The sequence below is a fragment of the Bradyrhizobium sp. 31Argb genome (assembly GCF_043638955.1).
In the GTDB taxonomy this organism is placed as follows: Bacteria; Pseudomonadota; Alphaproteobacteria; order Rhizobiales; family Xanthobacteraceae; genus Bradyrhizobium.
The window spans coordinates 22,017-47,705 of sequence record NZ_JBEGDB010000034.1 but is presented as its reverse complement, the minus strand read 5'-3'; the positions used below and the strand labels follow the sequence as shown (position 1 = coordinate 47,705).

Genomic DNA, 25,689 nt, shown 5'->3' with positions numbered 1-25,689 from the left:
TGACGAAACAATCCACGAGATCTTCCTAGCCGACCAGATCAGCCCTCAGTGCGTGGTCGCCGGATGACGCTCACGATCGATTCACCGAGGCTGGACATCGCCCCGCAATGGGACGAGCTGGTGCGGCGTGCGTCGTCGAACGTGTTCATGAATCCGGCCGCGCTTGCGGCGGTCGTTGCGACCGACTTTGCCAAGATACGCGTGTTGCTGGCCTGGGAGCAGGGCGCTGCGCGGCGCAGGCTCGTGGGCATCTGGGCGTTGCAGGTGCGGCAGACGGTGCGGCTGTGGCCAAAGGTATCGGAAGCGCTGCCCTACGAGTACGCTTTTCTCTCCAGCCCCGTCGTCGATCCGGCTTTCGCCGATCAGGTCGTTCCCGCGTTCCTCGCCGCCATCGAACAAGACCCGCTGCTGCCTGATGTCCTCAGCCTCACGTCGCTCGACGCGGAATGCCCGAGCTATGCCGCCATGTCGAAATGGCTGGCTGCGCGTGGCATCGAGCCGTTGATCGTTGCAACGAGCAGCCGACCTTTCGTGACGAAGGAATTCGGCGTGAAGCGTAGCGGCTCGACGCGGAAAAAACTGCGTCAGGACTGGAACAGATTGTCAGCGCTTGGCGCCGTCGATGTCGTCAACGACCGGTCGCCCGGCGCGGTCCGCCAGGCGTTCGAGACATTTCTGACGATGGAAAAGGCAAGTTGGAAGGGCGAGCGGGGCACGGCGCTGCTGTCGGACGTCCGCGATGCCGCCTTCACCAGACAGTTGGTGCAGAATCTGGCCGACCGTCAGGCTTGCTCCGTCGCCTTGCTCCAGGTGAACGGCGAGGTGGCGGCCGCGCAGGTGCTGATGTATTGCGGCTCGACCGCCTATACTTGGAAGACAGCATACGAAGCGCAGTTCGCGCGATATTCGCCCGGGCATCTGCTCGTCGACAAGGTGACCGATCAGTTGCTCGCGCAGCCCGAGATCGAGGCGATCAATTCCTGCGCCGCCGAAGACAGTTTCATGGCCCAGCTATGGGCCGGCCGCCGCACCATGCTCGATCTGATCTTCGATGTCAGCGGAACGAAGTCGCTGGGCTACCGGATGGAAGCGGGCCGGCTGCTCGGCTACCATTTCCTACGGCGTCTGCGGCAGCGCCTCCGGCAGCGTCGTCCGGCGTCCTCCGCCAGCAAGCCGTCGCAGGGCGCCTCGGCCAAGCCACGACAGGAAGCGGCCGCCGCGCTGCGCACGCCAGTAAAGGCTGGTGTCCGTCGACACCCGGCGGAAGTCGAAGGCCTTGGCCATTGACCAGGCGTCGCAAGCCTTCTTGACGGGATCGTCGTAGTACGCGGCGATCTTGTCCACGCCCATGCCTTCGCTGGCAAGCCACGCCGGGATATGGACATTGCAGAGCCGGGCGACGTCCGTGAACACCTTGTCGGTGCCGGTACCGGTGACCGGGCAGGTGACCGAGAAGGCATCGCCGACTAGGACGATGCCCGGCCGCCGATAATTGGTACTGACAGAAAGATCGGCCGGACGCACCTTGATATCGCCGGCAACGGCGAACTCGCCGGTGATCCGGGAGAGTCTGGGCAACGCGGCATTGAGGGTTCTGACAGGGCTCACCCGCATCTCGCGCAGCCAGGGATCATCGGCCTCACGATAGACGAACAGATTGGCACGCATCCGGCGCTCTTCGACCGGAAACAGCGTCAGATAGGGAATGCGGTCGCTCGGCCGCTCGGAGAAATAGGTCAGCGCCGGGAAGGGGAATGCCGGCTGGCCCACGGGGACGAGATCGAAACCGAGCGAGATTGAATGGCAGGGGCTGGTAATCTGTCGTTCGATGCCGATCATGCGGCGCAGCCCGACATTCAGCCCGTTGGCAAGCACGACCAGCCGGGCCGAAACCGTCTCGCCGCCGCCGAGCGTCACCTCCTGCCGCTCGGCGCTGATCGCAACATTGGTGACCTTGTCGTAGATGAACTCGGCGGGGGCGGCGATCTCAGCCCGAATCGCGTTGACGAGCTCGTCATACATGATGCCTATTGGTCGATCGGCGCCCTGTCGAGCAGTCGGCCGAAGCGGGCGATCCAGTTTTCGCGTGCGTGAGTCGCGCGCGAAAGCACCGCCTCCGCCAATCCGGTCCGCGCGAATCGCTCGATCTGCCCGCCGCCGCCCAGCTTCTCGACGCGGAAATCGAACGGATAGACGTCGTGCGGGTCGATCAGGATGGTCGGAATGCCGGCACGGCCCAGCATGGCGGCTGCCGTGGAGCCGGCCAGTCCCCCGCCGATGATCGCGATGTCGGTATAGCGCATGGGAAATCCCGGTCTCCAAGCGGGTTCTTTGCGCCCGCAATGGCAAACAAAGGCTTATTTTGCGCGATATCTCTGGATGAGAGCCGCGCAAGAGCTGCTTCAGGATATTTTGTCCGGGTAAAAAAGTCGGCCGACTCGCCCGGAGGAAGGGCGCCGAGCCCTGCATTTTCACTCGCGCTGAGCGCGCGAAAGTGCCAAATCCATATGCGGCAGAGGCGTTTCTCGTATTGTCGTTTTGCTTGACTTCACTATCTACCGCTTATACAAGGCGCGAACTTAACGACAGGCGGTGAGCTACGCCAGCGTCGGAACGGAACACCCTATCAGACCTACTGGGACTGAGGCGGGCACCAACCTCGACGAATGCCGCTCAAACGCTGTCGATGATAGCTAGGCAATGCCAGGGCGATCTTTGTTCTCTTGAGCGCGTTCTCTTGAGAGTGAACTCGGATGCATGACCTCGGTTCTCAACCGGACAGCGAACGCTGATCGGTCGTGATCGTGGTCCTCTGCGGCGTCAAACGCTTTCCGCTCAGCAATGAGTGGTAGGCGCGATTTCGTTTTGCGCGAATGGTTTTCGTGTGAGGCGGCCGGACGGGCGGCTCGTTCCCGTGAAGAACTTGCGGAGCCAGTGAGGTTCCGCGTGAACTTGAAGGGTGAAGGCTGACATGCCGACGATCAACCAGCTGATCGCAAAACCACGGGAAGTGCAGAAGTCGCGCAAGAAGGTGCCGGCGCTGCAGCAGTCGCCGCAGAAGCGCGGCGTGTGCACGCGCGTCTACACGACGACTCCGAAGAAGCCGAACTCGGCGCTTCGCAAGGTCGCCAAGGTGCGCCTGACCAATGGGTTCGAGGTGATCGGTTACATCCCGGGTGAGGGCCATAACCTTCAGGAGCACTCGGTGGTCATGATCCGCGGCGGCCGCGTCAAGGACTTGCCGGGTGTGCGCTACCACATCCTCCGCGGCGTGCTGGATACCCAGGGCGTCAAGAACCGTAAGCAGCGTCGTTCGAAGTACGGCGCCAAGCGTCCGAAGTAAGCGGGAACAGGTAAGATGTCGCGTCGTCACTCTGCAGAAAAGCGTGAAGTGCTTCCGGACCCGAAGTTCGGAAACATCGTCATCACCAAGTTCATGAACTCGGTCATGTACGCCGGCAAGAAGTCGGTCGCCGAGAACATCGTCTATGGCGCGCTCGGCATGATCGAGACCAAGACCAAGCAGAACCCGCTCGGCGTGTTCGAGCAGGCGCTCGAGAATGTCATGCCGACCATCGAGGTGCGCTCCCGGCGCGTCGGTGGTGCGACCTACCAGGTGCCGGTGGAAGTCCGCTCGGTGCGCCGGCAGGCGCTCGGCATCCGCTGGCTGATTTCGGCCGCGCGCGAGCGCAACGAGAAGACCATGACGGAGCGGCTCTCGGCGGAGCTGCTTGATGCGTCGAACAACCGGGGGAACGCCGTCAAGAAGCGTGAAGACGTGCACCGGATGGCGGAAGCCAACCGCGCCTTCTCGCACTATCGCTGGTAAGGCGAATTACGGAATTTAAGGAACAGCCCCATGCCACGCCAACATGCCATCGAGGACTATCGCAACTTCGGTATCATGGCGCATATCGACGCCGGCAAGACCACGACGACCGAGCGCATCCTCTATTACACCGGCAAGAGCCACAAGATCGGCGAAGTGCACGAAGGTGCCGCGACGATGGACTGGATGGAGCAGGAGCAGGAGCGTGGCATCACCATCACCTCGGCTGCGACCACCGCGTTCTGGAACGGTAAGCGGCTGAACATCATCGACACCCCCGGCCACGTCGACTTCACCATTGAAGTTGAGCGCAGCTTGCGCGTGCTCGACGGCGCTGTGTGCGTGCTCGACTCCAACCAGGGCGTCGAGCCGCAGACCGAGACGGTCTGGCGCCAGGGCGACAAGTACAAGGTTCCGCGCATCGTCTTCGCCAACAAGATGGACAAGACCGGCGCCGACTTCTTCAAGTGCCTGTCCGACATCGTCGACCGCCTCGGTGCCAAGCCGATCGCGATCCAGCTTCCGATCGGCGCCGAGAACAACTTCAAGGGTCTCGTCGATCTCGTGAAGATGAAGGGCATCGTCTGGAACGATGAATCCCTCGGTGCGAAGTTCGACTATGTCGACATTCCGGAAGACCTCGTCGACCAGGCCAAGGAATACCGCGAGAAGATGGTGGAAGCCGCCGTCGAGCTCGACGACGACGCATTGGCCGCCTTCCTCGATGGCAACGAGCCCGACGAAGCGACGCTGAAGCGGCTGATCCGCAAGGCGGTGCTGACCGGCGCGTTCTATCCCGTGCTGTGCGGCTCCGCGTTCAAGAACAAGGGCGTGCAGCCGCTGCTTGACGCCGTCGTCGACTATTTGCCGTCGCCGATCGACGTGCCCGCGATCAAGGGCACCGACGAGGACGGCAACGAAGTCGTGCGCAAGGCGGACGACAAGGAGCCGCTGGCGCTGCTCGCGTTCAAGATCATGGACGACCCGTTCGTCGGCACTATCACCTTCTGCCGCATCTATTCGGGCATCCTGCAGAGCGGCACCGGCGTGGTGAACTCGACCCGCGAGAAGAAGGAGCGGATCGGGCGCATGCTGTTGATGCATGCGAACAACCGCGAGGACATCAAGGAAGCCTATGCCGGCGACATCGTCGCGCTGGCGGGCCTCAAGGAAGCGCGCACCGGTGACACGCTGTGCGATCCCAACAAGCAGGTGATCCTGGAAAAGATGGAATTCCCGGACCCGGTGATCGAGATTGCGATCGAGCCGAAGTCGAAGGCCGACCAGGAAAAGCTCGGTGTCGCGCTCGCGAAGCTCGCCGCTGAGGATCCGTCGTTCCGGGTTTCGACCGACCATGAGTCCGGTCAGACCATCCTGAAGGGCATGGGCGAACTGCATCTCGACATCAAGGTCGACATCCTGAAGCGCACCTACAAGGTCGATGCCAATATCGGCGCGCCGCAGGTGGCGTTCCGTGAGCGCGTGACCAAGCGGGTCGAGCACAGCTACACCCACAAGAAGCAGACCGGCGGCACCGGCCAGTTCGCGGCCGTGACGCTGATCGTCGAGCCGAACGAGGCCGGCAAGGGCTACGAGTTCGAATCTAAGGTCGTCGGCGGCGCGGTGCCGAAGGAATACATCCCCGGCGTCGAGAAGGGTCTCGAGAGCGTGCTGGGCTCGGGCGTCGTCGCCGGCTTCCCGATTGTCGACGTCAAGGTGCAGCTCATCGACGGCAAGTATCACGACGTCGACTCGTCGGCACTGGCCTTCGAAATCGCAACGCGCGCCTGTTTCCGTGAAGCGCTGCAGATGGGCAAGTCCGTCCTGCTCGAGCCGATCATGAAGGTCGAGGTGGTGACGCCGGAAGACTACACCGGGTCCGTCATCGGCGACCTGAACTCCCGGCGCGGCCAGATCCAGGGCCAAGACATGCGCGGCAATGCCAACGTCATCAACGCGATGGTGCCGCTCATGAACATGTTCGGTTACGTGAACAACCTGCGCTCGATGAGCCAGGGTCGCGCGACCTTCACCATGCAGTTCGATCACTACGCCGAAGCGCCGGCGAACGTGTCGGCTGAAGTCCAGAAGAAGTTTGCCTGATTATCGTTGGTTGGCAGCTAACGATTGAACGGAGAGTCAAATGGCCAAAGCAAAATTTGAGCGTAACAAACCGCACTGCAACATCGGCACCATCGGTCACGTCGACCATGGCAAGACCTCGCTGACCGCCGCGATCACCAAGATCCTGGCGGAAACCGGCGGTGCGACGTTCACCGCCTACGACCAGATCGACAAGGCCCCGGAAGAGAAGGCGCGCGGCATCACGATCTCGACCGCTCACGTCGAGTACGAGACCAAGAACCGCCACTACGCCCACGTCGACTGCCCCGGCCACGCCGACTACGTGAAGAACATGATCACCGGCGCCGCCCAGATGGACGGTGCGATCCTCGTCGTGTCGGCTGCCGACGGCCCGATGCCGCAGACCCGCGAGCACATCCTGCTCGCCCGCCAGGTCGGCGTTCCCGCGCTCGTCGTGTTCCTCAACAAGTGCGACATGGTCGACGATCCGGAGCTGCTCGAGCTCGTCGAGCTCGAAGTGCGCGAGCTGCTCTCGAAGTACGACTTCCCCGGCGACAAGATCCCGATCGTCAAGGGTTCGGCGCTGGCCGCTCTGGAAGACAGCGACAAGAAGCTCGGCCATGACGCGGTTCTCGAGCTGATGCGCAATGTCGACGAGTACATTCCGCAGCCGGAGCGTCCGATCGACCAGCCCTTCCTGATGCCGGTCGAAGACGTGTTCTCGATCTCGGGCCGCGGCACCGTTGTGACCGGCCGTGTCGAGCGCGGCATCGTCAAGGTCGGCGACGAAATCGAGATCGTCGGTCTGCGCGACACTCAGAAGACCACCGTCACCGGCGTCGAAATGTTCCGCAAGCTGCTCGATCAGGGCCAGGCGGGCGACAACATCGGTGCGCTGCTCCGCGGTACCAAGCGCGAGGAAGTCGAGCGCGGCCAGGTGCTCTGCAAGCCGGGTTCGGTCAAGCCGCACACCAAGTTCAAGGCCGAGGCGTACATCCTCACCAAGGAAGAGGGCGGCCGTCACACCCCGTTCTTCACCAACTACCGCCCGCAGTTCTACTTCCGCACCACCGACGTGACCGGTGTCGTGCATCTGCCTGAGGGCACCGAGATGGTGATGCCGGGCGACAACATCGCGATGGAAGTGCACCTGATCGTGCCGATCGCGATGGAGGAGAAGCTGCGCTTCGCCATCCGCGAGGGCGGCCGCACCGTCGGCGCCGGCGTCGTCGCCTCGATCCTCGAGTAAGAAGCGAATAGGGAATGGCGAGTGGCGAATAGGAATTTCTATCCGCTACTCGCTACTCGCCACTCACCAAAGAAAGTACGGCAATGAACGGCCAGAATATCCGCATCCGTCTCAAGGCGTTCGACCATCGTATTCTCGATACGTCGACCCGCGAGATCGTGAACACGGCGAAACGCACCGGTGCCCAGGTTCGCGGTCCTATTCCGCTGCCGACCCGCATCGAGAAGTTCACCGTCAACCGTTCGCCGCACGTCGACAAGAAGAGCCGCGAACAGTTCGAGATGCGCACCCACAAGCGCCTTCTCGACATCGTCGATCCGACCCCGCAGACCGTCGATGCTCTCATGAGGCTCGATCTGGCCGCCGGTGTCGACGTCGAGATCAAGCTCTAAGTTTTTTGGATTGAAGTCCGCGCGAGTGGACGAAAGAGAACAGGAACCACGCCGATGCGCTCCGGAGTGATCGCACAAAAGGTCGGGATGACGCGGGTCTTTACAGAGGCCGGCGAACATATCCCCGTGACCGTGCTGAAGCTCGGCAACTGCCAGGTGCTGGGCCACCGCACCACTGAAACGAACGGTTATGTTGCGCTGCAGCTCGGCTCGGGCTCGCGCAAGACCGTATACATGCCGAAGGCCGAGCGCGGCCAGTTCGCCGTCGCCAAGGTCGAGCCGAAGCGCAAGGTCGCGGAATTCCGCGTCTCCGAGGATGCGCTGATTCCGGTCGGCGCCGAGATCCAGGCCGATCACTTCGTGGTCGGTCAGTTCGTCGACGTTACCGGCACCTCGATCGGTAAGGGCTTTGCCGGCGGCATGAAGCGCTGGAATTTCGGCGGTCTGCGCGCCACCCACGGCGTGTCGATCTCGCACCGTTCGATCGGTTCGACCGGCGGCCGTCAGGATCCCGGCAAGACCTGGAAGAACAAGAAGATGCCCGGCCACATGGGTGTCGATCGCATCACCACGCTCAACCTTCGCGTCGTCCAGACCGATGTCGAGCGTGGCCTGATCCTGGTCGAAGGCGCCGTTCCCGGCTCCAAGGGCGGCTGGATCAGGGTGCGCGACGCCATCAAGAAGCCGCTGCCGAAGGAAGCTCCGAAGCCCGGCAAGTTCAAGGTTGCGGGCGAGCAGGCTGCCGAGGCGCCGGCCGAGCAGGAGGGTGCGTGAGATGGAACTGAAAGTCACCACCCTTGAGGGCAAGGAAGCCGGCTCGGTCCAGCTTTCCGACGCCATTTTCGGCCTCGAGCCACGCGCCGACATCATTCAGCGCTGCGTGCAGTGGCAGCTCAACAAGCGCCAGGCCGGCACGCACAAGGCCAAGGGTCGCGCCGAGATCTGGCGCACCGGCAAGAAGATGTACAAGCAGAAGGGCACCGGCGGTGCCCGTCACGGCTCGGCGCGCGTGCCGCAGTTCCGTGGCGGCGGCCGCGCCTTCGGTCCGGTGGTTCGCTCGCATGCGACCGACCTGCCGAAGAAGGTGCGTGCGCTCGCGCTCAAGCATGCTTTGTCGGCCAAGGCCAAGGACGGCGGCCTTGTCGTGCTTGACAGCGCCGACATCAAGGAAGCCAAGACCAAGGCGCTGGTCGGTCACTTCTCCGGCCTCGGGCTCACCAATGCGCTGATCATCGACGGCGCCGAGCTCAACAACGGTTTCGCGACCGCGGCCCGCAACATTCCGAATATCGACGTGCTGCCGATCCAGGGTATCAACGTCTACGACATCCTGCGCCGCCAGAAGCTGGTCCTGACCAAGGCGGCCGTCGATGCGCTGGAGGCGCGCTTCAAATGAAGAATATCGATCCGCGCCACTACGACGTCATCGTCGCGCCCGTTGTGACCGAAAAGGCGACGCTCGCCTCCGAGCACAACAAGGTGCTGTTCAAGGTCGCCTCCAAGGCCACCAAGCCGCAGATCAAGGAAGCGGTCGAGAAGCTCTTCGACGTCAAGGTCAAGAGCGTGAACACACTGGTGCGCAAAGGCAAGACCAAGGTGTTCCGCGGCAATTTCGGTTCGCAGTCGGACACCAAGCGCGCGATCGTGACCCTGGAAGAGGGCCACCGCATCGACGTGACTACCGGACTATAAGGGCGTAACGACGATGGCATTGAAAACCTACAATCCAACGACGCCGGGCCAGCGCCAGCTGGTGATGGTCGATCGTTCGGCGCTCTATAAGGGCAAGCCGGTCAAGGCGCTCACCGAGGGCAAGCAGTCGAACGGTGGCCGCAACAACACCGGTCGCATCACCGTGCGCTTCCGCGGCGGCGGCCACAAGAAGGCCTATCGCAATGTCGACTTCCGCCGCGACAAGGTGGATGTGCCGGCGATCGTCGAGCGGCTGGAATATGACCCGAACCGCACCGCCTTCATCGCGCTGATCAAGTATCAGGACGGCGAGCAGGCCTACATCCTGGCGCCGCAGCGGCTCGCCGCAGGCGACACGGTGGTGGCCGGCAGCTATGTCGACGTCAAGCCGGGCAACGTGATGCCGCTCGGCAACATGCCGGTCGGCACGATCGTCCACAACATCGAGCTGAAGATCGGCAAGGGTGGTCAGCTTGCGCGCTCCGCCGGCACCTATGCCCAGATCGTCGGCCGCGACCAGGACTACGTCATCATCCGCCTGAACTCGGGCGAGCAGCGCCTGGTGCACGGCCGTTGCCGCGGCGCGATCGGCGCGGTGTCGAATCCCGATCACATGAACATCTCGATCGGCAAGGCCGGCCGCACCCGCTGGCTCGGCTGGCGCCCGCACAACCGCGGTGTCGTCATGAACCCGATCGACCACCCGCATGGCGGCGGTGAAGGCCGCACCTCGGGCGGCCGCCACCCGGTGACACCGTGGGGCAAGCCGACCAAGGGCAAGAAGACGCGCTCGAACAAGTCGACCAACAAATTCATTCTCCTAAGCCGCCACAAGCGGAAGAAGTAAGGAACGCCGGACATGGTTCGTTCAGTCTGGAAAGGCCCGTTCGTCGAGGCATCGCTGCTCAAGAAGGCAGATGCCGCGCGCGCGTCCGGCCGTCACGACGTTATCAAGATCTGGAGTCGCCGCTCGACCATCCTGCCGCAGTTCGTGGGCCTGACCTTCGGCGTCTACAACGGTCAGAAGCACGTGCCGGTTTCGGTGAACGAGGAAATGGTGGGTCACAAGTTCGGCGAGTTCTCGCCGACACGTACCTTCCACGGCCACTCTGGCGACAAGAAAGCCAAGAGGGCTTGAGGATTAAGCGATGAGCAAACCAAAGCGCGAACGTGTCCTCGCGGACAATGAGGCCAAGGCCGTCGCCCGGATGCTGCGCGTCAGCCCGCAGAAGCTGAACCTTGTCGCGCAGATGATCCGTGGCCGCAAGGCTTCGGCTGCACTCGCCGACCTGCAGTTCTCGCGCAAGCGGATCGCGGTCGACGTCAAGAAGTGCCTGGAATCGGCGATTGCCAATGCTGAGAACAATCATGACCTCGAAGTCGACGATCTCGTCGTCGCCGAGGCGCATGTCGGCAATGGCCTCGTCATGAAGCGTTTTGCCCCGCGCGGCCGTGGCCGCTCGGGCCGTGTCTACAAACCGTTCTCGCATCTCACGATCGTGGTTCGTGAGGTCGAGGCCGAGGCGAGCGCTTAAAGAAGAAGCGCAGGAGAATAAGATGGGTCAAAAGATCAATCCGATCGGGCTGCGTCTCGGCATCAACCGGACCTGGGATTCGCGTTGGTTTGCCGGCAAGGCCGAATACGGCAAGCTGCTGCATGAGGACGTCAAGATCCGCGAGATCCTGCACAAGGAGCTCAAGCAGGCCGCAGTGGCGCGTATCGTGATCGAGCGTCCGCACAAGAAGTGCCGGGTGACGATCCACTCGGCGCGTCCGGGCGTCGTGATCGGCAAGAAGGGCGCCGACATCGACAAGCTGCGCAAGAAGGTTGCCGACATCACCGCTTCCGACGTCGTCATCAACATCGTCGAGATCCGCAAGCCGGAGCTCGATGCCACGCTGGTTGCCGAATCGATCGCGCAGCAGCTCGAGCGCCGCGTCGCGTTCCGCCGCGCCATGAAGCGCGCGGTGCAGTCGGCGATGCGTCTTGGTGCCGAGGGCATCCGTATCAACTGCTCGGGTCGGTTGGGTGGCGCTGAAATCGCGCGCATGGAATGGTACCGCGAGGGCCGGGTGCCGCTGCACACGCTACGCGCCGACGTCGACTACGGCGTTGCCACCGCGTTCACCACCTTCGGCACCTGCGGCGTCAAGGTCTGGATCTTCAAGGGCGAAATCCTCGAGCACGATCCGATGGCCCAGGACAAGCGGATGGCCGAGGGCGAGAGCCCGCGGTCCCGTCGCGACGCCGCCTAACGGCAAATGAGAGTTTGAGGGCTTAACGCCATGATGCAACCAAAGAAAACGAAGTTCCGGAAGGCGCATAAGGGCCGCATCCACGGCGTTGCGACTTCGGGCGCGACGTTGTCCTTCGGCCAGTTCGGCCTGAAGGCGCTCGAGCCGGAACGCGTCACCGCGCGCCAGATCGAGGCCGCTCGCCGCGCGCTGACCCGCCACATGAAGCGCGCCGGCCGCGTCTGGATCCGCGTGTTCCCTGATTTGCCGGTGTCGAAGAAGCCCGCCGAAGTGCGCATGGGCTCCGGCAAGGGCGCGCCGGAATTGTGGGTGGCCCGCGTCAAGCCCGGTCGTGTGCTGTTCGAGATCGACGGCGTCACCAACCAGGTCGCGCGCGAGGCGCTGACCTTGGCCGCCGCCAAGCTGCCGATCAAGACGCGCTTCGTCGCGCGCATCGCGGAGTAACCGAGATGGCCCAGATGAAAGTCGAGGATATCCGCGCGATGAGCGCCGACCAGATGGAGGACGCGATCCTCAATCTGAAGAAGGAGCGGTTCAACCTGCGCTTCCAGCGCGCCACCGGTCAGCTCGAGAACACCTCGCGGCTGAAGGAAGCGCGCCGCGACATCGCCCGTATCAAGACCATCGCCGCGCAGCAGCGCGCGAAGAAGAAGTAAGAGGCCGGACATGCCGAAACGTACGCTACAGGGCGTGGTCGTCAGCGACAAGCAAGCCAAGACGGTGGTGGTGCGCGTCGATCGCCGCTTCACCCATCCGATCTACAAGAAGACGATCCGCCGTTCGAAGAACTATCACGCGCACGACGAGAGCGACCAGTTCAAGCCGGGCGACACGGTGTGGATCGAGGAATCGAAGCCGATCTCGAAGTTGAAGCGCTGGATCGTGATCCGGGGCGAGCAGAAGCAAACGGCCTGACGCGCATTCGGCTTCGAAGCCGGAGAATGTCAGGAAAATTTTGAGCGCAAGTGAAGCGCAGAAAGAGGACGAGGTGCATCAATGATTCAGATGCAGACCAACCTCGACGTGGCCGATAATTCAGGCGCACGCCGTGTCATGTGCATCAAGGTGCTTGGAGGCTCCAAGCGCCGCTATGCCACCGTGGGCGACATTATCGTTGTGTCGATCAAGGAAGCCATTCCGCGTGGCAAGGTGAAGAAGGGCGACGTCATGAAGGCGGTCGTGGTGCGGGTCCGCAAGGACATTCGCCGCCCCGACGGCTCGGTCATCCGCTTCGACCGCAATGCCGCCGTGCTGGTCAACAACCAGTCCGAGCCGGTCGGCACCCGTATCTTCGGGCCGGTGCCGCGCGAGCTGCGGGCCAAGAACCACATGAAGATCATCTCGCTTGCGCCGGAGGTGCTGTGATGGCTGCCAAGATCCGCAAGGGTGACAGGGTCATCGTGCTGACCGGCCGCGACAAGGGCCGCACCGGCGAAGTGTTCGAAGTGCGTCCGGCCGAAAACACCGCGCTGGTGCGCGGCGTCAACATGGTGAAGCGTCACCAGAAGCAGACCCAGAACCAGGAGGGCGGCATCATCTCCAAGGAGGCGCCGGTCCACCTCTCCAACGTCGCGTATGTCGGCAAGGACGGAAAGCCGACCCGCATCGGGTTCAAGATTCAGGCTGATGGCAAGAAGGTTCGCATTGCCAAGAGCTCGGGAGCAGAGATCGATGGCTGAGACCGCTTATGTGCCGCGCTTGCGCACGGAGTACGACAGGAAGATTCGCGGCCTGCTGACCGAGAAGTTCGGCTACGAGAACGCGATGCAGGTGCCACGGCTGGACAAGGTCGTGCTCAACATGGGCGTCGGCGATTCCGTCAACGACCGCAAGAAGGCCGAGACCGCTGCCGCCGAGCTGACGCAGATCGCCGGCCAGAAGGCGATCGTGACCTATTCGCGGGTTGCCATCGCGACCTTCAAGCTGCGCGAGAATCAGCCGATCGGCTGCAAGGTCACGCTCCGCAAGGCGCGCATGTACGAGTTCATCGATCGCCTGGTCACCGTCGCGCTGCCGCGCGTGCGCGACTTCCGCGGGCTGAACCCGAAGAGCTTCGATGGCCGCGGCAACTATTCGCTCGGCATCAAGGAGCACATCATTTTCCCCGAGATCGACTTCGACAAGGTCTCGGAAGCGCGGGGCATGGACATCACCGTGTGTACCACGGCCAAGACCGACGACGAGGCTCGCGCCTTGTTGACCGCTTTCAATTTCCCGTTCCGGCAGTGAGACGCTGACGAACAGCCTCTCAAACGCGGAAACGTAAGGAGCCACGCATGGCAAAGAAGAGTGCAGTCGAGAAGAACAACCGGCGCAAGCGGATGGCCAAGAACGCCGCCGCGAGCCGCGCCCGGTTGAAGGCGATCATCGCCGACAAGACCAAGCCGATGGAAGAGCGTTTCGCGGCGACCTTGAAGCTTGCGGAAATGCCGCGCAACTCGTCGGCGACCCGGATCCGGAATCGTTGCGAGCTGACGGGCCGCCCGCGCTCGAACTATCGCAAGAACAAGTTGTCCCGCATCGCGCTGCGCGAGCTCGGCTCCAAGGGCCTGATCCCGGGCCTCGTGAAGTCGAGCTGGTAAGGAGGGTCGGAAGATGTCAACGCACGATCCGATCTCTGATCTCATCACCCGCATCCGCAACGCGCAGATGCGCTCGAAGTCGAAGGTCTCGAGCCCGGGCTCGAAGATGCGCCAGAACGTGCTCGAGGTGCTGAAGGCGGAAGGCTATATCCGCGGCTACGCCAGTGTCGAGCATTCGTCCGGCCGCAGCGAGCTCGAGATAGAGTTGAAATATTTCGACGGCGACCCGGTCATCCGCGAGATCGAGCGCGTGTCGAAGCCGGGCCGCCGGGTCTACACGTCGGTGAAGAACCTGCCGCGGGTGAACAACGGTCTCGGCATCTCCGTTTTGTCGACGCCGAAGGGAATCATGGCTGACCACGAAGCGCGCGACGCGAACGTGGGCGGCGAAGTTCTCTTCACGGTGTTCTGAGGAAGGATTGAGCCATGTCACGTATTGGCAAGAGGCCTGTGGCGATCCCGTCGGGTGTGACGGCGACTGTCGACGGGCAGACGGTGAAGGTGAAGGGGCCGAAGGGCCAGCTTCAGTTCGTCGTGCATAACGACGTCGAGGTGAAGTTCGAGAACGGCCAGGTCAAGGTCGCTCCGCGGGTGGACACCAACCGCGCGCAGGCGATGTACGGCACCGCGCGTGCCCAGGTCGCCAACCTGGTCGAAGGCGTCACCAAGGGTTTTGAGAAGAAGCTCGAGATCACGGGCGTCGGCTACCGCGCCGCGATGCAGGGCAAGAACCTGCAGCTCGCGCTCGGCTACAGCCACGACGTCATCTACCCGATCCCGGAGGGCATCTCGATCGCGGTGCCGAAGCCGACCGAAATCACGGTCTCGGGCATCGATTCGCAGCGCGTGGGGCAGGTTGCGGCCGAGATCCGCGCCTATCGTCCGCCGGAGCCCTACAAGGGCAAGGGCGTGAAGTACGCCAACGAATTCATCTTCCGCAAGGAAGGCAAGAAGAAGTAACGGAGCCGGTCATGTCACTGAAGGTTACCAATGCCCGGCGCAAGCAACGCGTACGCTTGGCGCTGCGCCGTTCCGGGGGCGGACGTCCGCGTCTGTCGGTGTTCCGCTCGTCCAAGCACATCTACGCCCAGGTGATCGACGATCAGAAGGGCGAGACGCTGGCGTCGGCCTCGTCGCTCGAGAAGTCGATGCGCGATGGCGGCAACACGGGTGCGAATATCGATGCAGCCAAGGCCGTCGGCAAGCTGCTCGCCGAGCGCGCCACGCAGAAGGGCGTCAAGGAAGTCGTGTTCGACCGCGGCGCCTATCTCTATCACGGGCGCGTCAAGGCGCTTGCCGATGCGGCCCGCGAAGGCGGACTGAGCTTCTGAGCAAGTTTCGAGCGGATATTAGGACTGAGGCATAAGCCTTTCTAGAGATTGGAAAACACCATGGCAGAACGCGAACGCGGCGGACGCGAACGGAGCAGGGAGCGCGAGGAGCGCGACAGCGAGTTCGTCGACAAGCTCGTGCACATCAATCGCGTGGCAAAGGTCGTGAAGGGCGGCAAGCGCTTCGGCTTTGCGGCGCTGGTCGTGATCGGCGACCAGAAGGGCCGGGTCGGTTTCGGCCACGGTAAGGCGCGCGAAGTGCCGGAAGCGATCCGCAAGGCAACCGAGTCCGCCAAGCGCAACCTGACCCGCGTGGCGCTGCGCGAAGGCCGCACGCTGCATCACGACATCGCCGGCCGTCACGGCGCCGGCCGCGTCTACCTGCGTGCCGCGCCGGCCGGTACCGGCATCATCGCTGGCGGCCCGATGCGTGCGGTGTTCGAGACGCTCGGCATCCAGGACGTGGTCGCGAAGTCGATCGGCTCGTCGAATCCCTACAACATGGTTCGCGCCACCTTCGACGCGCTCAAGAACCAGGATTCGCCGCGATCGGTCGCTGCGCGCCGCAACATCAAGGTATCCACCCTGCAGGCCCGCCGCGTCGGTGGCGATGCAGAAGTGGTGGCTGAATAACTCGCGCTAAGCCAGCGCGCTATCTGGAGTTTCAAGAGATGGCCCAGGCCGCAAAGACGATCAAGGTCGAGCAGATCGGCAGCCCGATTCGCCGCCATCATTCGCAGCGTTCGACGCTGATCGGCCTCAAGCTCAACAAGATCGGCCGGGTTGCCGAGCATCAGGACACCCCTGAGGTTCGCGGCATGATCAGCAAGGTTCAACACCTCGTCCGCGTCGTCGGCGAGGGTTAAGACAGACAAGGAGAAGGGCGATGAAGCTCAGCGAGATCGCCGACAATCCCGGTTCGCGCAAGAAGCGCATGCGCATCGGCCGCGGCATCGGTTCAGGCAAGGGCAAGACCGGCGGCCGTGGCGGCAAGGGCCAGACCGCGCGTACCGGCGTGCGCATCAAGGGCTTTGAAGGCGGCCAGATGCCGCTGCATCGCCGCCTGCCCAAGCGCGGGTTCAACAACATCTTCAGGCTCGATTTCGCGGAAGTTAATCTCGACCGATTGCAGCAGGCGGTCGACGCCAAGCAGCTCGACGCCGGAGCGGTCGTGAACGCGGAAGCGCTGGTGAAGTCGGGCGTGCTGCGCCGCGCCAAGGACGGCGTGCGGCTGCTCGGCCGCGGCGAGCTCACGGCCAAGCTCAACATCGAGGTGCATGGCGCCTCCAAGTCCGCGGTCGCCGCGGTGGAGAAGGCCGGCGGCACGGTGAAGATCCTGGCGCCCGCCAAGAAGGACGAAGGCGAGGCGGCGTAACATCTGCGTCATTGCCTGGCTCGCGCAGGCAGGGACGGCAGAGAACGTTGGACTTATCGAAGCCGAGCACCAAATAATGTCCGGTGTCCGCCGATGATCCCGTGGGGGACGTCGGCGGGGGCTCCGGGAGAAAGCCGAAACATGGTCTCAGCAGCGGAACAACTCGCGTCCAACCTCAATTTCGCAGCGCTCGGCAAGGCCGAAGAGCTGAAGAAGCGCATCTGGTTCACGCTGGGTGCGCTGCTTGTTTATCGGCTCGGCACTTACATCCCGCTACCCGGCATCGACCCCAACGTGTGGGAGCAGGTGTTCCGCTCCCAGGCCGGCGGCATCCTCGGCATGTTCAATATGTTCGCCGGCGGCGGCATCCACCGCATGGCGATCTTCGCGCTGAACATCATGCCGTACATCTCGGCATCGATCATCATCCAGCTCCTGACCACCGTCTCGCCGCAACTCGAGGCGCTGAAGAAGGAAGGCGAGGCCGGACGCAAGACGCTGAACCAGTACACCCGCTACCTCACCGTGATCCTGGCCCTGTTCCAGTCTTACGGCATCGCGGTGGGCCTCGAGGGCGCCGGCAACGTCGTCACCGACCCCGGCATGTTCTTCCGTCTTTCGACAGCGATCACGCTGACTGGCGGCACCATGTTCCTGATGTGGCTGGGTGAGCAGATCACCTCGCGCGGCATCGGCAACGGCATTTCGCTGATCATTCTGTCCGGCATCGTCGCGGAACTGCCGGCGGCGCTGGCCAACATGCTCGAACTCGGCCGCCAGGGCGCGATGTCGACCGGCCTGATTTTGGTCGTGATCGTGATGGCGGTCGCCGTGATCGCCTTCATTGTCTTCATGGAGCGCGCGCAACGCCGGCTCCTGATCCAGTATCCGAAGCGCCAGGTCGGCAACAAGATGTTCGAGGGCCAGTCCTCGCATCTGCCGCTCAAGCTCAACACCTCCGGCGTGATCCCGCCGATCTTCGCGTCCTCGCTGCTGCTGCTGCCGACCACGGTCGCGAACTTCAATGCCGGCAAGGGCCCGGAATGGATGCAGTGGATCACCACCCAGCTCAGCCACGGCCGGCCGCTGTTCCTGATTCTCTACCTCGCCCTGATCGTGTTCTTCGCCTTCTTCTACACGGCGATCGTGTTCAACCCGACCGAGACCGCCGACAACCTGAAGAAGCATGGTGGCTTCATCCCGGGCATTCGGCCTGGCGAGCGCACGGCGGAGTACATCGACTATGTGCTGTCGCGCGTCACAGTGGTTGGCGCGATCTATCTTGCGATCGTATGTCTCATCCCGGAGATTCTGATTTCCTACGCCTCCGTGCCGTTCTACTTTGGCGGTACCTCGCTTCTGATCGTGGTCAGCGTGACCATGGATACGGTGGCACAGGTTCAGGGCTATCTGCTTGCCCATCAGTATGAAGGGCTGATCAGAAAGTCCAAGCTCAGGGGCCGTCGCCGCTGATAGAGCGGAATGCGGGCGGCGTAAAAGTCAAAACCAAGGGTGTGCGGATCGCGCTCACCAAGCCGGGGGGCGAAAAATCATGAGATTGATCCTTTTGGGGCCGCCGGGCTCGGGCAAGGGGACCCAGGCCCAGCGGCTGGTTCAGAAACACGGTATTGTCCAGCTCTCGACTGGCGAGATGCTGCGCGCCGCGGTTGCCGCCGACACGCCGATCGGGCTGCAGGCCAAGGACATCATGGCCGCGGGCGGGCTGGTGCCCGACGAGATCGTGATCGGCATCATCTCCGATCGGATCGATCAGCCCGACGCCAAGAACGGCTTCATCCTCGACGGCTTTCCGCGCACGGTTCCGCAGGCCGAGGCGCTGGATGACCTCTTGAAGAAGAAGCGCCTCAAGCTCGACGCCGTGGTCGAGCTTCGCGTCAATGAGAGCGCGCTGCTCGGGCGGGTGGAGAAGCGCGCCACCGAGACGCGGGCGCGCGGCGAGGAAGTCCGCGCCGACGATACGCCGGAAGTGCTGACCAAGCGGCTGGCAAGCTACCGCGCCCAGACTGAACCCCTGATTCACTACTATTCCGAGCGCCGCAAGCTGCTGACTGTAGATGGCATGATGACCATCGAGCACGTTACGGGTGAAATCAACCGGATCCTGGAGGCGCTCGGCGCCACGGAACCCAAGGCGGCACGGCGAGCCTCTCCAGCCAAGCGCTCCGCCTCTGGAGCCGCCCGAAAGGGAGCCAAGGCGCCCGCCAAGAAGGCGGCCGCCAAAGCCAAAGGAGGGGCCGGCAAGGGAACCAAAAAGGCCGCCACCTCCGCCCGGAAGGCCCGCAAAGCGGTCTCCAAGGCGGCCAAGGCCAGGGGCGTCGGCAAGGCCAAGAAGACGGTAAGGCAGGCCGCTAAGCGGCCCGCAAAAAAGCTCACGAAAAAGCGAGCTAAGCGCTAGGAGCGGTTGACGAAACCGACATGAATCCTTTAATAAGCCTCGCATCCAAGTCGGATAGTTTTATGACGATGCCGGGCCCCGAAGGAACGAGGGGAGGGCGTCGTGTTCGCGTTTGTGGACACCTGCCCGAGATAGCAGAGATCTAGGAAGCACCGATCCCAGGGGATCGGCGACAGGAGAGAAGGCTGTGGCCCGTATTGCCGGCGTGAATATTCCAACCAACAAGCGCGTGCTGATCGCGCTTCAGTACATCCATGGCATCGGCCAGAAGAACGCAGCCGACATCGTGGAGAAGGTCAAGATCCCGCTGGACCGTCGCGTCAGCCAGCTCACCGACCAGGAAGTGCTGCAGATTCGCGAAGTGATCGACCGCGACTATGTCGTCGAGGGCGACCTTCGGCGCGAGGTCGGCATCAACATCAAGCGGCTGATGGACCTCGGCTGCTATCGCGGCCTGCGCCATCGCCGTGGCCTGCCGGTGCGCGGCCAGCGCACCCACACCAATGCGCGCACGCGCAAGGGGCCGGCCAAGGCGATCGCCGGCAAGAAGAAGTAAGTTTGCGAATAGCGATTGGCGGTGGCGAAGAGAATCATTCGCCATGCGCCATTCGCCTTTTGAGGTGTAGCCGCTGGCATTACGGCGGCGTTGAGATCACAGGAAAGGTTTGGAATGGGCAAGGAAGCCACCCGCGTACGCCGCCGCGAACGCAAGAACATCGCCTCCGGCATCGCGCATGTGAATTCGTCGTTCAACAACACCACGATCACCATCACCGACGCGCAGGGCAACACCATTGCCTGGTCTTCCGCCGGCACGATGGGTTTCAAGGGGTCGCGCAAGTCGACCCCGTATGCCGCGCAGGTTGCGGCGGAGGACGTTTCCAAGAAGGCGCAGGAGCATGGCATGCGCACGCTGGAAGTCGAAGTTGCCGGCCCCGGTTCGGGCCGTGAGTCGGCGCTCCGCGCGCTGCAGGCTGCGGGCTTCACCGTTACCTCGATCCGCGACGTGACGACGATCCCGCACAATGGCTGCCGTCCGCGCAAGCGCCGGCGCGTCTGATGGTTGGTCGCGGGGCGGCTTTGCCGTCTCGCGATTGTTTTTGGAATTGACCGCGCGGACTAATCCGCGACGCCAGTAAGTTGATGTCGACTGGCCCAAATCGACTTCACCACGGGTGACACAGTGACGATCCAGAAGAATTGGCAGGAACTTATTCGACCGAACAAGCTGCAGGTGACGGCCGGCTCCGATGCCGCGCGGTTTGCGACCATTGTCGCCGAGCCGCTCGAGCGCGGCTTCGGCCAGACGCTCGGCAACGCGTTGCGCCGCATCCTGTTGTCCTCGCTGCAGGGCGCTGCGGTGCAGTCGGTGCATATCGACGGCGTGCTGCACGAGTTCTCTTCGATCGCGGGCGTCCGTGAGGACGTTACCGACATCGTCCTCAACATCAAGGACATCTCGATCAAGATGCAGGGCGAAGGCCCCAAGCGGATGGTCGTGAAGAAGCAGGGTCCGGGCGTCGTCACCGCCGGCGACATCCAGACCGTCGGCGACGTCGTGGTGCTCAATCCGGATCTCGTGCTCTGCACCCTGGACGACGGTGCCGAGATCCGCATGGAGTTCACGGTCGCGACTGGCAAGGGCTATGTGCCCGCCGAGCGCAACCGTCCTGAGGACGCGCCGATCGGCCTGATCCCGGTCGACAGCCTGTTCTCGCCGGTGCGCAAGGTCTCCTACAAGGTCGAGAACACCCGCGAGGGCCAGATTCTCGACTACGACAAGCTGACGATGACGATCGAGACCAACGGCGCGATCACGCCGGATGACTCGGTGGCCTATGCCGCGCGTATCCTGCAGGATCAGCTCAACGTGTTCGTCAATTTCGAGGAGCCGCGCAAGGAAGTCGCGCAGGAGATCATCCCCGATCTCGCCTTCAACCCGGCGTTCCTCAAGAAGGTCGACGAGCTCGAACTGTCGGTGCGTTCGGCCAACTGCCTGAAGAACGACAACATCGTCTATATCGGCGATCTCGTGCAGAAGTCCGAAGCGGAAATGCTCCGCACCCCGAACTTCGGCCGCAAGTCGCTGAACGAGATCAAGGAAGTGCTGGCCCAGATGGGGCTGCATCTCGGCATGGAAGTGCCGGGCTGGCCGCCGGAGAACATCGACGAGCTCGCCAAGCGCTTCGAGGATCATTACTGAGCGAAATATGAAGTGGCGAATAGCGAGTGGAAAACCACTCGTTATTCACCATTGGCTACTCACCATCCTGGGCGAACGCAGGAAGCCCACCTGAGAAACATGTCCGACGAGCCGTCGTGACAATCGAAAAGGAATAGATCATGCGTCACGGAAAGGTTCATCGGAAGCTCAATCGCACGGCCGAGCATCGGCGCGCGATGTTCGCCAACATGGCTGCGGCCCTGATCAAGCACGAGCAGATCGTGACCACGCTGCCGAAGGCCAAGGAGCTGCGCCCGATCGTCGAGAAGCTGGTCACGCTCGGCAAGAAGGGCGGGCTGGCGCTGCGCCGCCAGGCGATCTCGGAGCTGCGCGACGTCGACATGGTCAAGAAGCTGTTCGACACGCTGGCGACGCGCTACAAGGACCGCCAGGGCGGCTACACCCGCATCATCAAGGCCGGCTTCCGCTATGGCGACAATGCCGCGATGGCCGTGATCGAGTTCGTCGACCGCGATGTCGACGCCAAGGGCCAGGATTCCGGCCCGGTGCAGGAAAAGGAAGCCGAGGCGGCGTAAGCCTGCTTCGATCCTGAAGGTTTGTGAAAGCGGCGCCATCGAGCGCCGCTTTTTCATTTCCGAGTGTAGGGTGGGCAAAGCGTAGCGTGCCCACCATCACGAGCGGAGTGTGAATGGTGGGCACGGTGCTGACGCGCCTTTGCCCACCCTACAATTCTGTTCGGCCTCGCTTTTCATTTTTGCACGGATACGTTGGCGCGACGTCAGCCATGCTGCATTCGGCAATTGCGTCCGTATCTCGGGCTTCCGATATCTCCGTGATCGAATTTACGGAGATAGAACATGAAGATCGATCTTTCGGGAAAAACCGCGCTCGTCACGGGCTCGACTGCCGGCATCGGGCTGGCCATTGTCCGCGGTCTGGCGGCAACCGGAGCGGAGGTGATCGTCAACGGCCGCAGCCAGCCCAAGATCGACGCCGCCGTTGCTGCGATTCAGAAGGCGGTCGCAGGCGCCAAGGTTCGCGGCATCGCCGCCGACGTTTCCACAGCTAGCGGATGCAAGGCGCTGCTCTCGGCACAACCCGAGGTCGACATCCTCATCAATAATGCCGGTATCTTCGAGCCCAAGAACTTCTTCGAGATTCCGGACGAGGACTGGACCCGCTTCTTCGAGGTCAACGTGATGTCGGGCGTGCGCCTGTCGCGCGGCTACATGCAGGGCATGCTGAAGCGCAACTGGGGCCGCATCGTCTTTATCGCTTCCGAGTCCGCGCTGAGCATTCCGAAGGAGATGATCCAGTACGGCATGACCAAGACCGCGCAGCTTTCGATCTCGCGCGGGCTCGCTGAGCTCACTCGCGGCACTGCGGTGACCGTCAATTCGGTGATGCCGGGCCCGACCCTGTCGGAAGGCGTGGACACCTTCGTCAAGGATCTCGCCAGGCAGAACGGAGAGCCTGAGGACGAGGCGGTGGCGAACTTCGTCAAGCAGCACCGCCCGACCTCGCTCCTGCAGCGCTTCGCCAGCGTCGACGAGATCGCAAACATGGTGGTCTACGTTTCTTCGAAAGAGGCCTCCGCGACCAACGGGGCGGCACTCCGCGTCGAAGGGGGTATCATCAACACCATCTGAGGCGGCTCGCGCTCCGTCATTGCGAGCGTAAGCGAAGCAATCCATAGTACCGCTTGCTGAGGCGTGGATTGCTTCGTCGCTGTCGCTCCTCGCAAAGACGAGGGAGGGGGTGCGGGCTCCATTGTGGGGTGGGCAAAGCGCAGCGTGCCCACCATCACGAGCACGGCGTTAGACGGTGGGCACGCTGCGCTTTACCCACCCCACGGATCAGCGCTTTTTTCGGAGGCGCGGATTGCGTAGAACAGTTTCATGAAGCTGACCCTGTCCACGCGCCATCAGCGGCTGGTTAAGATCACCTCGGCGCGCTGGCAGCGACGTGCGATTTTTCTGCTCGGCGGCGTCGTTGTTGGCGCGGCCGCGGTGCTGCTAGCCCAGCTCTCCGATCTGGCGCAGCAGGCCTTCGCGATGCTGCTGTCCAAATCGCGTTATGCATCGCTTCTTGTCACGCCGATCGGCTTTGGGCTGTCGGCGTTGCTCACGGCCAGGCTGTTTCCGAACGCCCAGGGCAGCGGCATTCCGCAGGCGATCGCCGCGCGTCATCTCACCAACCAGCAGGCGAGGGAACGGCTCGTATCCATACGTATCGTGGTCGGAAAGATCATCCTGACCCTCTTTGGCTTGCTATGCGGTGCTTCGATCGGCCGCGAAGGACCAACGGTCCAGGTCGGTGCGTCCATCATGTTCGCAATCGGACGGGTGTCGCCACGGCGGCAGCCGGGATTGATCCTGGCCGGTGCCGCGGCCGGTGTTGCCGCTGCCTTCAACACGCCGCTCGCGGGCATCGTGTTTGGCATCGAGGAGATGAGCCGCGCTTTCGAAACGCGCACCAGCAGCTTGATTATCGCGGCCGTCATTGCTGCGGGCCTGACGTCGCTCGCGCTGATGGGCAATTATGACTATTTCGGCACGAGCGCGGTGACGTTGAACCGCGGCATCGACTGGCTCGCCATTCCCGTCTGCGGAGTCGTCGGCGGTTTGATGGGCGGCCTGTTCAGTCGCATCGTCATTACCGTGGCGCGCGGGTTTCGGGGGTTCGTGGGACAGGCGATTCGACGCCATTCAGTGCCATTTGCAGCACTGTGCGGCCTGGCGGTTGCGCTCTGTGGACTGGCGTCCGGCGACACGGTCTATGGCACAGGCTACTCGCAAGTGAAGGATGCACTCGAGAGCGGCGCACCGTTGCCTGAGAGCTTCGGGTTCCTGAAGTTCCTGGCCACTGCCTTGGCAGCCATCAGCGGCATTCCCGGCGGCATCTTTTCGCCATCGCTGGCGGTAGGAGCTGGACTTGGCTCGAACGTGGCGTCCTTCTTTCACGGAGCGCCTTTGGCGGCGATCATGCTGCTCGGCATGGTCTCGTATTTCGCCGGTGTCGTGCAAGCCCCCATCACGGCGTTGGTCATCGTGACCGAGATGACCGGGGATCACACCATGGTGGTGCCGCTGATGACCGCCGCATTGATTGCCTACGGCACCTCGCGATTGGTTTGCGAGGAAGGAATTTACCACGCGCTCGCCAAAGGCTTCATCGAGCGGTCAACGCCGCCTACCGAAGCGGCGCGTCCACCAGTTCAGGCGTGACACGAGCGGGCGCGCACCAGGCGCGCCCGCTCGCAGTCGGGTCTACCACCCCTCCAGCACGATCTTGCCGCGCGACTTGCCGCTCTCGAGCAGGGCATGCGCCCGCTTCAGATTGGCTGCGTTGATGGTGCCGAACGTCTCGGCGAGCGTGGTGCGCAGCACGCCCTTGTCGATGAGATCGGCGACGTCGTTCAGCAGATAGTGCTGCGCGATCATGTCCGGGGTCTGGAACGAGGAGCGCGTGAACATTGATTCCCAGTGTACCGACACCGCCTTGCCCTTGAACGCACTGACATTGAATTCCGGCGGATCGTCGATCAGGCCGAACTTGCCCTGCGGCGCCATGAAATCGGCGATCGCCTTGTAGTGCTGGTCGGTATAAGTGAGGCTGGCGACGAGGCCGACCGGCGGCAGCTTCAATTTCTCGATCTGCCCCTTCATCGGCTTGCCATGATCGACCACGGCATGCGCGCCGAGCTCCAGGCACCATTTCTGCGACTCCGGCCGCGTCGCGGTCGCGACCACCGTCAGGCCGGTCAGCCGCCGCGCGAGCTGGATCAGGATCGAGCCGACGCCGCCGGCGCCGCCGACGATCAGGAGCGTACGTGGATCGAGGCTCTTGCCGGGTGCGGCGCCGAGCCGGTCGAACAGCAATTCCCACGCCGTGATCGAGGTCAGGGGCAGGGCAGCGGCCTGCGCAAACGACAGCGTCTTCGGCTTCGCGCCGACGATGCGCTCATCGACCAGATGGAATTCCGAATTGGTGCCCTGGCGCAGGATCGAGCCCGCATAGAAGACCTCGTCCCCTCGCTTGAACAGGCTGACGTCGGGGCCGACAGCGTCGACCACGCCGGCTGCGTCGAAGCCCAAAATCTTGACCTCGCCCTCGGGCGGAGCGGCGCGCTTGCGCACCTTGTAATCGACGGGATTGGCGGAGATCGCCTTGACCGCGACGCGGATGTCGCGCCCCTTGGGTTCCGGTCTTGCGGCATCGAAATCGAACAGCGATTCCGCATCCTCGATCGGCAGGGATTTCTTGTATCCGACGGCCTTCATTGCCTTCTCCCTTG

Annotated in this window: 34 protein-coding genes and 2 pseudogenes; 34 read left to right on the top strand and 2 right to left on the bottom strand. The window is 63.1% G+C overall.

Annotated features, from left to right (window positions below; genetic code table 11):
* Positions 1-63: 63 nt before the first annotated feature.
* Positions 64-945, top strand: a pseudogene (locus tag AAFX91_RS09690) (GNAT family N-acetyltransferase); the annotation flags it as partial.
* A gap of 171 nt (positions 946-1,116) precedes the next feature.
* Here AAFX91_RS09690 and AAFX91_RS09685 read toward each other — a convergent pair.
* Positions 1,117-2,303 (bottom strand): annotated as a pseudogene (locus AAFX91_RS09685) (FAD-dependent oxidoreductase).
* Positions 2,304-2,971: 668 nt separating this feature from the next.
* On the opposite strand from AAFX91_RS09685, the gene rpsL reads away from it, so the two are divergent.
* From rpsL to AAFX91_RS09520, 33 genes are all read left to right on the top strand, one after another.
* Entirely contained in the window at positions 2,972-3,343 is a 372-nt protein-coding gene (gene rpsL, locus AAFX91_RS09680; protein WP_028168167.1) for a 30S ribosomal protein S12, read from the top strand.
* Positions 3,344-3,358: 15 nt separating this feature from the next.
* The gene (gene rpsG / locus AAFX91_RS09675; RefSeq protein WP_394566293.1) at positions 3,359-3,829 is read left to right on the top strand and encodes a 30S ribosomal protein S7; all 471 of its coding nucleotides are present in this window, start codon (positions 3,359-3,361) and stop codon (positions 3,827-3,829) included.
* Between the two features lie 30 nt (positions 3,830-3,859).
* The gene (gene fusA, locus AAFX91_RS09670; protein WP_394566292.1) at positions 3,860-5,932 is read left to right on the top strand and encodes an elongation factor G; all 2,073 of its coding nucleotides are present in this window, start codon (positions 3,860-3,862) and stop codon (positions 5,930-5,932) included.
* A 40-nt stretch (positions 5,933-5,972) separates the two neighbouring features.
* Entirely contained in the window at positions 5,973-7,163 is a 1,191-nt protein-coding gene (gene tuf / locus AAFX91_RS09665; protein WP_027583251.1) for an elongation factor Tu, read from the top strand.
* An 83-nt stretch (positions 7,164-7,246) separates the two neighbouring features.
* The gene (gene rpsJ, locus AAFX91_RS09660) at positions 7,247-7,555 is read left to right on the top strand and encodes a 30S ribosomal protein S10 (RefSeq protein ID WP_394566291.1); all 309 of its coding nucleotides are present in this window, start codon (positions 7,247-7,249) and stop codon (positions 7,553-7,555) included.
* 54 nt (positions 7,556-7,609) lie between these two features.
* Entirely contained in the window at positions 7,610-8,329 is a 720-nt protein-coding gene (gene rplC, locus AAFX91_RS09655) for a 50S ribosomal protein L3 (protein ID WP_130225562.1), read from the top strand.
* A gap of 1 nt (position 8,330) precedes the next feature.
* Complete coding sequence (gene rplD / locus AAFX91_RS09650) at positions 8,331-8,951, top strand: 50S ribosomal protein L4 (protein ID WP_130577498.1); 621 nt, start codon at positions 8,331-8,333, stop codon at positions 8,949-8,951.
* Positions 8,948-9,247, top strand: a complete 300-nt coding sequence (locus AAFX91_RS09645; protein WP_028168161.1) for a 50S ribosomal protein L23 — start codon at positions 8,948-8,950, stop codon at positions 9,245-9,247. The genes rplD and AAFX91_RS09645 overlap by 4 nt, the downstream gene beginning before the upstream one ends.
* A gap of 13 nt (positions 9,248-9,260) precedes the next feature.
* The gene (gene rplB, locus AAFX91_RS09640) at positions 9,261-10,094 is read left to right on the top strand and encodes a 50S ribosomal protein L2 (RefSeq protein ID WP_028168160.1); all 834 of its coding nucleotides are present in this window, start codon (positions 9,261-9,263) and stop codon (positions 10,092-10,094) included.
* Positions 10,095-10,106: 12 nt separating this feature from the next.
* Positions 10,107-10,385 (top strand): 30S ribosomal protein S19, encoded by a 279-nt coding sequence (gene rpsS / locus AAFX91_RS09635; protein ID WP_027583256.1) that lies wholly within the window; start codon positions 10,107-10,109, stop codon positions 10,383-10,385.
* A gap of 10 nt (positions 10,386-10,395) precedes the next feature.
* The gene (rplV, locus tag AAFX91_RS09630; RefSeq protein ID WP_028168159.1) at positions 10,396-10,782 is read left to right on the top strand and encodes a 50S ribosomal protein L22; all 387 of its coding nucleotides are present in this window, start codon (positions 10,396-10,398) and stop codon (positions 10,780-10,782) included.
* A gap of 22 nt (positions 10,783-10,804) precedes the next feature.
* Positions 10,805-11,503: a 30S ribosomal protein S3 gene (rpsC, locus tag AAFX91_RS09625; protein WP_130577497.1), complete on the top strand. Its 699-nt coding sequence runs from the start codon at positions 10,805-10,807 to the stop codon at positions 11,501-11,503.
* A gap of 30 nt (positions 11,504-11,533) precedes the next feature.
* On the top strand, positions 11,534-11,947 hold the full coding sequence (rplP, locus tag AAFX91_RS09620; protein ID WP_028168157.1) for a 50S ribosomal protein L16: 414 nt from the start codon (positions 11,534-11,536) through the stop codon (positions 11,945-11,947).
* Positions 11,948-11,952: 5 nt separating this feature from the next.
* On the top strand, positions 11,953-12,159 hold the full coding sequence (gene rpmC / locus AAFX91_RS09615; RefSeq protein ID WP_130577496.1) for a 50S ribosomal protein L29: 207 nt from the start codon (positions 11,953-11,955) through the stop codon (positions 12,157-12,159).
* A 10-nt stretch (positions 12,160-12,169) separates the two neighbouring features.
* Positions 12,170-12,418 carry a 30S ribosomal protein S17 gene (rpsQ, locus tag AAFX91_RS09610; RefSeq protein ID WP_027583261.1) on the top strand — a complete coding sequence of 83 codons (249 nt, stop codon included), beginning with the start codon at positions 12,170-12,172 and terminating at the stop codon, positions 12,416-12,418.
* Positions 12,419-12,499: 81 nt separating this feature from the next.
* Entirely contained in the window at positions 12,500-12,868 is a 369-nt protein-coding gene (rplN, locus tag AAFX91_RS09605; RefSeq protein WP_028168155.1) for a 50S ribosomal protein L14, read from the top strand.
* Positions 12,868-13,182: a 50S ribosomal protein L24 gene (gene rplX / locus AAFX91_RS09600; protein WP_028168154.1), complete on the top strand. Its 315-nt coding sequence runs from the start codon at positions 12,868-12,870 to the stop codon at positions 13,180-13,182. Before rplN ends, rplX begins: the two co-directional genes overlap by 1 nt.
* A complete protein-coding gene (gene rplE / locus AAFX91_RS09595) occupies positions 13,175-13,732 on the top strand; it encodes a 50S ribosomal protein L5 (RefSeq protein ID WP_130577495.1) in 558 nt (185 codons plus the stop codon). The genes rplX and rplE overlap by 8 nt, the downstream gene beginning before the upstream one ends.
* A 47-nt stretch (positions 13,733-13,779) precedes the next feature.
* The gene (rpsN, locus tag AAFX91_RS09590; protein ID WP_130577494.1) at positions 13,780-14,085 is read left to right on the top strand and encodes a 30S ribosomal protein S14; all 306 of its coding nucleotides are present in this window, start codon (positions 13,780-13,782) and stop codon (positions 14,083-14,085) included.
* A 13-nt stretch (positions 14,086-14,098) separates the two neighbouring features.
* Positions 14,099-14,497, top strand: coding sequence for a 30S ribosomal protein S8 (rpsH, locus tag AAFX91_RS09585; protein WP_394566290.1), 399 nt, complete (start codon positions 14,099-14,101; stop codon positions 14,495-14,497).
* A 14-nt stretch (positions 14,498-14,511) separates the two neighbouring features.
* Positions 14,512-15,045: a 50S ribosomal protein L6 gene (rplF, locus tag AAFX91_RS09580; protein ID WP_130577492.1), complete on the top strand. Its 534-nt coding sequence runs from the start codon at positions 14,512-14,514 to the stop codon at positions 15,043-15,045.
* Positions 15,046-15,056: 11 nt separating this feature from the next.
* Positions 15,057-15,416, top strand: coding sequence for a 50S ribosomal protein L18 (rplR, locus tag AAFX91_RS09575; protein WP_027583268.1), 360 nt, complete (start codon positions 15,057-15,059; stop codon positions 15,414-15,416).
* Positions 15,417-15,476: 60 nt separating this feature from the next.
* A complete protein-coding gene (gene rpsE / locus AAFX91_RS09570; RefSeq protein ID WP_027583269.1) occupies positions 15,477-16,049 on the top strand; it encodes a 30S ribosomal protein S5 in 573 nt (190 codons plus the stop codon).
* A 38-nt stretch (positions 16,050-16,087) separates the two neighbouring features.
* Entirely contained in the window at positions 16,088-16,282 is a 195-nt protein-coding gene (rpmD, locus tag AAFX91_RS09565) for a 50S ribosomal protein L30 (RefSeq protein WP_028168147.1), read from the top strand.
* A 20-nt stretch (positions 16,283-16,302) separates the two neighbouring features.
* The gene (gene rplO / locus AAFX91_RS09560; protein WP_130577490.1) at positions 16,303-16,791 is read left to right on the top strand and encodes a 50S ribosomal protein L15; all 489 of its coding nucleotides are present in this window, start codon (positions 16,303-16,305) and stop codon (positions 16,789-16,791) included.
* 141 nt (positions 16,792-16,932) lie between these two features.
* On the top strand, positions 16,933-18,264 hold the full coding sequence (gene secY / locus AAFX91_RS09555; RefSeq protein WP_394566289.1) for a preprotein translocase subunit SecY: 1,332 nt from the start codon (positions 16,933-16,935) through the stop codon (positions 18,262-18,264).
* Between the two features lie 79 nt (positions 18,265-18,343).
* Positions 18,344-19,207 (top strand): adenylate kinase, encoded by an 864-nt coding sequence (locus tag AAFX91_RS09550; protein ID WP_394566288.1) that lies wholly within the window; start codon positions 18,344-18,346, stop codon positions 19,205-19,207.
* A gap of 187 nt (positions 19,208-19,394) precedes the next feature.
* Positions 19,395-19,763 (top strand): 30S ribosomal protein S13, encoded by a 369-nt coding sequence (gene rpsM, locus AAFX91_RS09545; RefSeq protein ID WP_130580944.1) that lies wholly within the window; start codon positions 19,395-19,397, stop codon positions 19,761-19,763.
* 114 nt (positions 19,764-19,877) lie between these two features.
* A complete protein-coding gene (gene rpsK, locus AAFX91_RS09540; RefSeq protein WP_006021048.1) occupies positions 19,878-20,267 on the top strand; it encodes a 30S ribosomal protein S11 in 390 nt (129 codons plus the stop codon).
* A 99-nt stretch (positions 20,268-20,366) separates the two neighbouring features.
* Complete coding sequence (locus AAFX91_RS09535) at positions 20,367-21,410, top strand: DNA-directed RNA polymerase subunit alpha (RefSeq protein WP_207234542.1); 1,044 nt, start codon at positions 20,367-20,369, stop codon at positions 21,408-21,410.
* 140 nt (positions 21,411-21,550) lie between these two features.
* A complete protein-coding gene (rplQ, locus tag AAFX91_RS09530) occupies positions 21,551-21,967 on the top strand; it encodes a 50S ribosomal protein L17 (RefSeq protein ID WP_130580942.1) in 417 nt (138 codons plus the stop codon).
* 282 nt (positions 21,968-22,249) lie between these two features.
* Positions 22,250-23,041 carry an SDR family NAD(P)-dependent oxidoreductase gene (locus AAFX91_RS09525; RefSeq protein ID WP_394566287.1) on the top strand — a complete coding sequence of 264 codons (792 nt, stop codon included), beginning with the start codon at positions 22,250-22,252 and terminating at the stop codon, positions 23,039-23,041.
* Positions 23,042-23,290: 249 nt separating this feature from the next.
* Positions 23,291-24,619 (top strand): chloride channel protein, encoded by a 1,329-nt coding sequence (locus AAFX91_RS09520; protein ID WP_394566286.1) that lies wholly within the window; start codon positions 23,291-23,293, stop codon positions 24,617-24,619.
* 42 nt (positions 24,620-24,661) lie between these two features.
* On the opposite strand, the gene AAFX91_RS09515 is transcribed toward AAFX91_RS09520, so the two are convergent.
* Positions 24,662-25,675 carry a zinc-binding alcohol dehydrogenase family protein gene (locus AAFX91_RS09515; RefSeq protein WP_394566285.1) on the bottom strand — a complete coding sequence of 338 codons (1,014 nt, stop codon included), beginning with the start codon at positions 25,673-25,675 and terminating at the stop codon, positions 24,662-24,664.
* Positions 25,676-25,689: the final 14 nt, after the last annotated feature.

Bases quoted from the DNA above. Each gene is read 5' to 3' on its own strand.
- rpsL (WP_028168167.1), top strand. From the start codon at position 2,972: ATGCCGACGATCAACCAGCTGATCGCAAAACCACGGGAAGTGCAGAAG.
- rpsG (WP_394566293.1), top strand. From the start codon at position 3,359: ATGTCGCGTCGTCACTCTGCAGAAAAGCGTGAAGTGCTTCCGGACCCG.
- fusA (WP_394566292.1), top strand. From the start codon at position 3,860: ATGCCACGCCAACATGCCATCGAGGACTATCGCAACTTCGGTATCATG.
- tuf (WP_027583251.1), top strand. From the start codon at position 5,973: ATGGCCAAAGCAAAATTTGAGCGTAACAAACCGCACTGCAACATCGGC.
- rpsJ (WP_394566291.1), top strand. From the start codon at position 7,247: ATGAACGGCCAGAATATCCGCATCCGTCTCAAGGCGTTCGACCATCGT.
- rplC (WP_130225562.1), top strand. From the start codon at position 7,610: ATGCGCTCCGGAGTGATCGCACAAAAGGTCGGGATGACGCGGGTCTTT.
- rplD (WP_130577498.1), top strand. From the start codon at position 8,331: ATGGAACTGAAAGTCACCACCCTTGAGGGCAAGGAAGCCGGCTCGGTC.
- AAFX91_RS09645 (WP_028168161.1), top strand. From the start codon at position 8,948: ATGAAGAATATCGATCCGCGCCACTACGACGTCATCGTCGCGCCCGTT.
- rplB (WP_028168160.1), top strand. From the start codon at position 9,261: ATGGCATTGAAAACCTACAATCCAACGACGCCGGGCCAGCGCCAGCTG.
- rpsS (WP_027583256.1), top strand. From the start codon at position 10,107: ATGGTTCGTTCAGTCTGGAAAGGCCCGTTCGTCGAGGCATCGCTGCTC.
- rplV (WP_028168159.1), top strand. From the start codon at position 10,396: ATGAGCAAACCAAAGCGCGAACGTGTCCTCGCGGACAATGAGGCCAAG.
- rpsC (WP_130577497.1), top strand. From the start codon at position 10,805: ATGGGTCAAAAGATCAATCCGATCGGGCTGCGTCTCGGCATCAACCGG.
- rplP (WP_028168157.1), top strand. From the start codon at position 11,534: ATGATGCAACCAAAGAAAACGAAGTTCCGGAAGGCGCATAAGGGCCGC.
- rpmC (WP_130577496.1), top strand. From the start codon at position 11,953: ATGGCCCAGATGAAAGTCGAGGATATCCGCGCGATGAGCGCCGACCAG.
- rpsQ (WP_027583261.1), top strand. From the start codon at position 12,170: ATGCCGAAACGTACGCTACAGGGCGTGGTCGTCAGCGACAAGCAAGCC.
- rplN (WP_028168155.1), top strand. From the start codon at position 12,500: ATGATTCAGATGCAGACCAACCTCGACGTGGCCGATAATTCAGGCGCA.
- rplX (WP_028168154.1), top strand. From the start codon at position 12,868: ATGGCTGCCAAGATCCGCAAGGGTGACAGGGTCATCGTGCTGACCGGC.
- rplE (WP_130577495.1), top strand. From the start codon at position 13,175: ATGGCTGAGACCGCTTATGTGCCGCGCTTGCGCACGGAGTACGACAGG.
- rpsN (WP_130577494.1), top strand. From the start codon at position 13,780: ATGGCAAAGAAGAGTGCAGTCGAGAAGAACAACCGGCGCAAGCGGATG.
- rpsH (WP_394566290.1), top strand. From the start codon at position 14,099: ATGTCAACGCACGATCCGATCTCTGATCTCATCACCCGCATCCGCAAC.
- rplF (WP_130577492.1), top strand. From the start codon at position 14,512: ATGTCACGTATTGGCAAGAGGCCTGTGGCGATCCCGTCGGGTGTGACG.
- rplR (WP_027583268.1), top strand. From the start codon at position 15,057: ATGTCACTGAAGGTTACCAATGCCCGGCGCAAGCAACGCGTACGCTTG.
- rpsE (WP_027583269.1), top strand. From the start codon at position 15,477: ATGGCAGAACGCGAACGCGGCGGACGCGAACGGAGCAGGGAGCGCGAG.
- rpmD (WP_028168147.1), top strand. From the start codon at position 16,088: ATGGCCCAGGCCGCAAAGACGATCAAGGTCGAGCAGATCGGCAGCCCG.
- rplO (WP_130577490.1), top strand. From the start codon at position 16,303: ATGAAGCTCAGCGAGATCGCCGACAATCCCGGTTCGCGCAAGAAGCGC.
- secY (WP_394566289.1), top strand. From the start codon at position 16,933: ATGGTCTCAGCAGCGGAACAACTCGCGTCCAACCTCAATTTCGCAGCG.
- AAFX91_RS09550 (WP_394566288.1), top strand. From the start codon at position 18,344: ATGAGATTGATCCTTTTGGGGCCGCCGGGCTCGGGCAAGGGGACCCAG.
- rpsK (WP_006021048.1), top strand. From the start codon at position 19,878: ATGGGCAAGGAAGCCACCCGCGTACGCCGCCGCGAACGCAAGAACATC.
- rplQ (WP_130580942.1), top strand. From the start codon at position 21,551: ATGCGTCACGGAAAGGTTCATCGGAAGCTCAATCGCACGGCCGAGCAT.
- AAFX91_RS09525 (WP_394566287.1), top strand. From the start codon at position 22,250: ATGAAGATCGATCTTTCGGGAAAAACCGCGCTCGTCACGGGCTCGACT.
- AAFX91_RS09520 (WP_394566286.1), top strand. From the start codon at position 23,291: ATGAAGCTGACCCTGTCCACGCGCCATCAGCGGCTGGTTAAGATCACC.
- AAFX91_RS09515 (WP_394566285.1), bottom strand. From the start codon at position 25,675: ATGAAGGCCGTCGGATACAAGAAATCCCTGCCGATCGAGGATGCGGAA.